Genomic DNA, 6,000 nt, shown 5'->3' with positions numbered 1-6,000 from the left:
GGGGGGTGGGGGTGGGGGTGGTTGTGGTGGGGGGGGGGGGTGGGGAGGGGGGACGGCCGCCGCCCCCCCCCCCCCCCCCCCCCCCCCCCCCCCCCCCCCCCCCCCACGTCCGGTGGGCGGTCGTCCTCAGGAGGTGCGGCCGTCGGTCCCCGCACCGAGGCCCGGCGGCAGCTCCCCGAAGGATTTGCGGTACCAGACGGCCGCCTGCCGCTCCACGACGAGCCGCGTCAGGCCGATGATCGCGCCGGAGGCCAGCGCCCACAGGACCGCGTCCTTCCAGGCCACGTCCGGGTCCTCCGGGTTGTCCGGCGGCGGGGTGCCCGTCACCGAGGCCCACACCTTCTTCGTCACGCGGCTGGCCAGGGCCGCCGAGAGGACGCCGGCGCCCGGGCCGACGAACTTCCACACCATCGAGCTCATGGGCCTGACCCTGCCGCACCGCCCCGGGCGCGTCGACCCCGGTCCCGACCGGCGCGCCGCGCTGCGCTCAGAGCAGGTCGACCAGCCAGCCCAGCACGGGCAGCAGCACGGTGGCCGACCCGGCGACGAGCGCGACGACGACCACGACGGTGAGCAGGCGGACCCGCGCGACGGGCCGCCGTCCGGTCCCCTCAGGCTGCGCAGCACGCCCCCATCCTCCCCGACGCGCGCCCCGGCGCCCACCACCCCGGCCGCACCCCCGCCCCCACCCCGCCGTGATCATGGATGTGTGCGACGGTGACGCATCCGTGATCACTGCGGGTGGTGAGCGGTTCCGTGCCCCGCCCGCCCCCACCACTCCGTGATCTTGCTGGGAATTCCTGCAAGATCACGGAGGGGTTGGGGTGGGGGTGGGGGTGGGGCGTCGCGGGAGCGGGTGGTGCAGCGGGCGGTGTACCGTTCCGCCCGTCGACAGGGGAGCGCCGGAAGGGCGCTGAGAGTGCGGGCAGCCGCAGACCCTCGAACCTGATCCGGTCAGCACCGGCGTAGGGAGTCGAGCCGTCTCGACCCGTGACCGCGGTGGTCACGGGTCCCCCTCCTGCACCCAGGAGGAACCTCGTGAGCCAGAGCACCGAGTCCACCCGTCCCGCCGCACCGCGGACCGTCCTCGCCCGCGCGCCGCTGGGCCGCTGGCGCAGCGTGGACCTCGTCACCGCCGCCGTCCTCGGCGTCGCGTTCGGCGTCGTCTTCTGGGGCTGGAACGCCCTCTACACCGTCGTCGAGCCGGCCTTCTACGCCTTCCGCCCCGCGGCCGGCCTCGTCGTCGGCGTCTGGCTGCTGCCCGCCGTCGTCGGCGGCCTCGTCGTCCGCCGCCCCGGCGCCGCGCTGCTCACCGAGATGCTGGCCGCGTCGGTGTCGCTGCTGCTGGCCAACCAGTGGGGCGCCAGCGTCCTCGTCTCCGGCGCCGTGCAGGGCCTGGGCGCCGAGCTCGTCCTCGCGCTGTTCGTCTACCGCCGCTTCGGGGTCCCCGCGGCCGCCCTGGCCGGCGCCGCGTCCGGGGTGTGCGCCGTCGCCTACGAGACGACCGCCTACTACGCCGACTGGTCCGGGGCCTGGAAGCTGGCCTACCTCGGCACCGTGACGCTCTCCGGGGCCCTCGTCGCCGGGGTCGGCGGCTGGCTGCTCGTGCGGGCCCTGGCCCGCACCGGTGCGCTGCAGCGCTTCCCCGCCGGCGCGGAGCACCGCGCCCGCACCCGTGGCTGACCCCGGGGACGCGGGCGCGCCCTGCGCCGTCGAGGTCAGCGGCCTGACCGTGCGCCCCGACGGGGGGCGCCCCGTCCTGCGCGACGTCGACCTGTCGGTCGCCGCCGGCGAGCGCGTCCTGCTCGCCGGCCCCAGCGGGGCCGGCAAGTCCACCCTCCTGACGGTCCTCGCCGGCCTCGCGGAGGAGGAGTTCGACGACGAGGACGCCGTCACCGGACGGGTCCTGCTCGACGGGCGGCCCGCCGCGCCCGGCCGCGCCGGCCTGCTGCTGCAGGACCCCCGGGACGCCGTCGTCGCCCCCACGGCCGGGCGCGACACCGCCTTCGGCCCGGAGAACCTCGGCCTGCCCCGCGAGCAGGTGTGGGCGCGGGTGGCCGCCGCGCACGCCGCGGCGGCCTTCCCGGCCGGGCCGGACCGCTCCACGGCCGCGCTGTCCGGCGGGGAGCTGCAGCGCCTGGCCGTGGCCGGGGCGCTCGCGCTGCGCCCGGGGCTGCTGCTGCTCGACGAGCCGACGTCGATGCTCGACCCCGCCACCGCCGAGCGGGTGCGCGACGCCCTGCTCGAGGCCGCGGGCGGGCGCACCCTCGTCGTCGTCGACCACGACCTCGGCGCCTGGGCCGCTCACGTCGACCGGGTCGTCGCCCTCGGCGCCGACGGGCGCGTCGCCGCCGACGGGCCGCCCGCGCGGGTGCTGCCCGCCCTCGCCGGCAGCGGGCTGTGGGTGCCCGGCGCAGGCGTCCCGGAGCCCCTGGCCGTCCCCGCCGACCTCGTCGTCCCGGCGCTGGGCGCCCTGCCCGGCGACGACCCGGCCCTGAGCTGCCGCGGCCTGCGCGTGGACCGCCGCCGCCGCGGGCCCACCGGGACGACGACGGCCACCGTGCTGCGCGACCTCGACGCCGACCTGCCGCCCGCGGCCCTCACGGCCGTCACCGGGCCCAGCGGGGCGGGCAAGTCCACCCTGGTGAGCGTCCTGGCGGGCCTCGTGCGCCCCACCGCCGGCACCGTGCGCAGCACCGCGGCGCTCGCCGCGCGCGGCCGCCGCGAACCGCACCGCTGGTCCTCGCGGGACCTCGCCCGCCGCGTCGGGCGGGTGCCCCAGCACCCGCCCGTGGGCTTCGTGCGGCACACCGTCGCCGAGGAGGCCCGCGCCACCGCCCGCGCCGTCGGCCGCGGCACCGACCGCGCCGACGCCCTGCTGGAGCTGCTCGGGCTGTCCGCGCGCGCCGACGTCGACCCGCACCGCCTGTCCGGCGGGGAGCAGCGCCGGCTGGCGCTCGCCTCGGCCCTGGCCGCCGGGCCGTCCGCGCTGCTGGCCGACGAGCCGACCGTCGGGCAGGACCGCGGCACGTGGGCCGCCGTCGCCGGGCTGCTCACGGCGGCCGCGGCGGCCGGCGCGGCCGTCGGCGTGGCCACCCACGACGAGCGGCTGGCGCAGCTGGCGGGCGGTCGCGTCCACGTCGGCCCCGCCGCGCCGGTGGTGGCCCGGTGAGCGCGGTGAGCCCGGAGAGCCCGGTGGGCGCCGTCGTCGTGCCGCCGACCGCGGCGCAGCGCCGGGCCGCCGGGCCGGGGGCGCCGGTGCGCCGCTGCGGCCCGCTGTCGCTGCTGCTGGCCTCGCTGGTCGCCGTGCCCGGCGCGCTGCTCGTGGACGGCTGGCGGGTCGGCCTGGCCGCCCTCGCCGTGCAGCTGCTGTGGCTGCCCGCCGCCGTGCACCGCTGGCGGGGCCTGCCGCTGCGGCTGCTGCCGCTCGTCGTGGCCGCCGTCGGCGTGGGCTGGTCGACGTGGCTGCTCACCGACGCCGCCGACCCGCTGGGCACCGCGGTCGCGGCGAGCCTGCGGGTCACCGTCCTCGTCCTGCCCGGCGTCGTCCTGGCCGCCTGGCTGGAACCGGCCGAGGTCGGCGACCACCTGGCGCAGCGGCTGCGCTGGCCGGCGCGCGCGGTCGTCGCCTCCGTGGCGGCCCTCGGCCAGCTGTGGGCTCTGCGGGAGCTGTGGGAGGAGGTGGCCCGCGCCCGGCGCGCCCGCGGGCTGGGTCTGGGCGGCGGGCCGCCGAACCCGGTGGCGGCGCTGCGCTGGGCGGGGTCCACGGCGTTCGGGCTGCTCGTCGAGGCCGTCCGCGGTGCCGGGCGGACGGCGACGGCGATGGACGCGCGGGGCTTCGCGCACGCGTCCCGGCGCACGTGGGCGCTGCCCGCCCCGTGGGAGCGGGCGGACACGGCCCTCGCCGTCGTCGGCGTGCTGTCCGCGGCCGTGCCGGGCCTGGTCCGCCTGCTGGGCTGAGGGGCCGCGGACCGGGCGGGGTCAGCGCAGCAGCGCCGCCGCGGCCACGGGCGGGCCCGTGGCCGGCTCGGCGGCGACCACGACCACCTGCGCGCCGGCGGGCACGGGGGCGCTGACGCGGGTGCGGTCCCCGTCGGCCGGCTCCTCCTGCGCGGTGACGACGGCACCGTCGACGAGGACGGTGACCGTCGACGCGGCCGGCGCGAACGCCACCAGGCCGGCCGGCTCCTCCAGCTCCACGCCCGCCGGCCACCCCGGCGGCAGCAGCACCGCGCCGGCACCGTCCCCGCCCACGCCGACCAGGACGAGCGGGAAGACGTCCTGCTCGCTCGTCCCCTCGCGCTCGACCTGCCCGCGCAGCAGCAGGACCCCGCGGTCCTCGCCCAGCGGGAACCAGGTGCGCCCGGCGTCGGCGAAGGCCGCCAGCCCCTCGGCGTAGGCGCTGGCCTGCTGGGCGAAGGCGTCCTCGCCGCCCCAGGCGGTGCGCGCGGGCTCGGCGAGCTCGGCCCAGGCCGCGGCGCTGTCCTGCGCGGCCAGCGCGTCGAGCAGCCGGGTGACGCCCTCGTCGGCGGGGACGGGCAGGGCCGGGCCCGCCCCGGGCGGCGACGGGGTCGCGGGGCCGTCGGTGATCGCGGGCGGCGGGGCGGTCGCGGTGGCCGGGTCGTCGCCGGCCCCGGCGTCGGCGCCGCACGCCGCGAGCGCCAGGGCGCCCAGCAGCGCGCCCGCGAGGACGCTCCCGCGGCGGGCCGTGGTGGGGGAGGGGCTGGTGGTCCGTCGCACACCCCTGCGACGCCGCGCGGGCACCGCGCGTTGCAGCCGGTGGTCCGGCGGCGTCAGCGCCCGGGCAGGTCGTGGACGTCGGCGAGCATCCCGCCGGGCACGTGCCGGCCGGGCGCGGGGGAGTCCAGGACGACCAGCAGCTGCCGCCGCCCGCCGGGCCCGTCGGCCGGCGCGAGGGCGATGCCCTCGGGGTGGTCGACGCCGTCGCCGTGCGGCAGCTCCAGCTCCACGGGCAGCTCGCCGGCGCGCACGACGTCGGCCGCGTCGGTGCGGGCGGCGCCGGTCCAGCGGTGCACGCGCACGGGACCGGACAGGCTCATCGACGGGCCGGCGAGCACGAGCAGGTCGTCGCCGTCGGGGCACAGGTCGCGGATCCCGAGGCCGCCGAGGTCCAGCAGGTGCAGGCGGTAGCGGGCGCCGTCCTCGAGGCGGCCGAGCCGCAGGCGGTGCGGGTCGTGCGGGTGGGTGCGCGGGCGCACCTCCACCAGCACGGCCCAGCCGCGCAGGACGGGCCCGCGGAAGCCGACGTACAGGCGCAGCTCGCCGTGCGTCTCGTGCACGGCGACGCCCTCGACGTCGACGCCGTTGTCCTTGGAGGGGATGCCGAGGAAGGGTCCGAGCAGGTCGTCGTCGGCGAGCACCGCGGTGAGGGCGTCGTCGCCGGCGAGGACGGCGGCGGTCAGGGTCCGCTCGCCGCGGCGGACCTCGCGCGCGGGCAGGCCCGTGGCGGGGTCGACGGGCAGCCGCACGAGGACGAAGCGGTTCTCCTCGCGCACGACCCGGGCCAGGCGGCGGCGGGCCTTCCGGTCGTCGTCGTGCGCGCGCACCCGCTTGCGCTTGAGGCTGTGCGAGCCGATCGCCCACAGGTGGTCGCCGGCGCGGGCGATGCCCTCCACGTCGGCCTCCTCGTCCGGGCCGGCGGGCAGGTCGACGAGCTCGCCGAGCCGGACGGTGACCTGGCGGTCGTAGCGCACGACGGCGCCGTCCTCGACGCGGGCGGTCAGCCGCTCGACGGTGGCGGTCTCGTCGCCGGCCACCCACAGGTGCTCGCCGTCGTGGCGCACGGCGGAGAGGTTGACGTGGGTGTCCCCGGCGCGGGACTCCTCGGTGAACAGCAGCGGCACCCGCCGCGCGGGTCGGGAGGTCACCTCGGGTGAACGCCCGTGCGCGGCACCGGTTCCCCACCCGCCCGGCGGCGGCCGGACGGGTGGTGCCGCGGCCGGGAACACGGGGGGCGGGCCGGTGGTTGAGCAGGGTGGG

Annotated in this window: 6 protein-coding genes and 1 riboswitch; of the genes, 3 read left to right on the top strand and 3 right to left on the bottom strand. The window is 79.8% G+C overall.

Annotated features, from left to right (window positions below; translation table 11 throughout):
• Positions 1 to 126: 126 nt before the first annotated feature.
• Complete coding sequence (locus AB8M62_RS17985; protein WP_369070440.1) at positions 127 to 420, bottom strand: DUF4235 domain-containing protein; 294 nt, start codon at positions 418 to 420, stop codon at positions 127 to 129.
• Between the two features lie 463 nt (positions 421 to 883).
• Positions 884 to 989, top strand: a riboswitch (TPP riboswitch).
• A 49-nt stretch (positions 990 to 1,038) separates the two neighbouring features.
• Here AB8M62_RS17985 and AB8M62_RS17980 point away from each other — a divergent pair.
• From AB8M62_RS17980 to AB8M62_RS17970, 3 genes are read left to right on the top strand one after another with little or no spacing between them, the layout of a single operon-like run.
• Complete coding sequence (locus AB8M62_RS17980; protein ID WP_369070439.1) at positions 1,039 to 1,683, top strand: ECF transporter S component; 645 nt, start codon at positions 1,039 to 1,041, stop codon at positions 1,681 to 1,683.
• Positions 1,676 to 3,172, top strand: coding sequence for an ATP-binding cassette domain-containing protein (locus tag AB8M62_RS17975; RefSeq protein ID WP_369056098.1), 1,497 nt, complete (start codon positions 1,676 to 1,678; stop codon positions 3,170 to 3,172). The genes AB8M62_RS17980 and AB8M62_RS17975 overlap by 8 nt, the downstream gene beginning before the upstream one ends.
• Positions 3,169 to 3,960: a CbiQ family ECF transporter T component gene (locus tag AB8M62_RS17970; RefSeq protein WP_369070438.1), complete on the top strand. Its 792-nt coding sequence runs from the start codon at positions 3,169 to 3,171 to the stop codon at positions 3,958 to 3,960. The genes AB8M62_RS17975 and AB8M62_RS17970 overlap by 4 nt, the downstream gene beginning before the upstream one ends.
• 21 nt (positions 3,961 to 3,981) lie before the next feature.
• On the opposite strand, the gene AB8M62_RS17965 is transcribed toward AB8M62_RS17970, so the two are convergent.
• Complete coding sequence (locus AB8M62_RS17965) at positions 3,982 to 4,740, bottom strand: hypothetical protein (RefSeq protein WP_369070437.1); 759 nt, start codon at positions 4,738 to 4,740, stop codon at positions 3,982 to 3,984.
• A 53-nt stretch (positions 4,741 to 4,793) separates the two neighbouring features.
• Positions 4,794 to 5,888 (bottom strand): DUF3616 domain-containing protein, encoded by a 1,095-nt coding sequence (locus tag AB8M62_RS17960; RefSeq protein WP_369056101.1) that lies wholly within the window; start codon positions 5,886 to 5,888, stop codon positions 4,794 to 4,796.
• Positions 5,889 to 6,000: the final 112 nt, after the last annotated feature.

The sequence above is a fragment of the Kineococcus terrestris genome, from assembly GCF_041020755.1.
Classification (GTDB): Bacteria; Actinomycetota; Actinomycetes; order Actinomycetales; family Kineococcaceae; genus Kineococcus; species Kineococcus terrestris.
The sequence above is the reverse complement of the archived record's forward strand: the minus strand, read 5'-3'. Positions and strand labels throughout refer to the sequence as shown.

What these genes read in the sequence shown, in the direction of transcription:
- AB8M62_RS17985 (WP_369070440.1), bottom strand. Translation starts at nt 420, where the DNA reads ATGAGCTCGATGGTGTGGAAGTTCGTCGGCCCGGGCGCCGGCGTCCTC.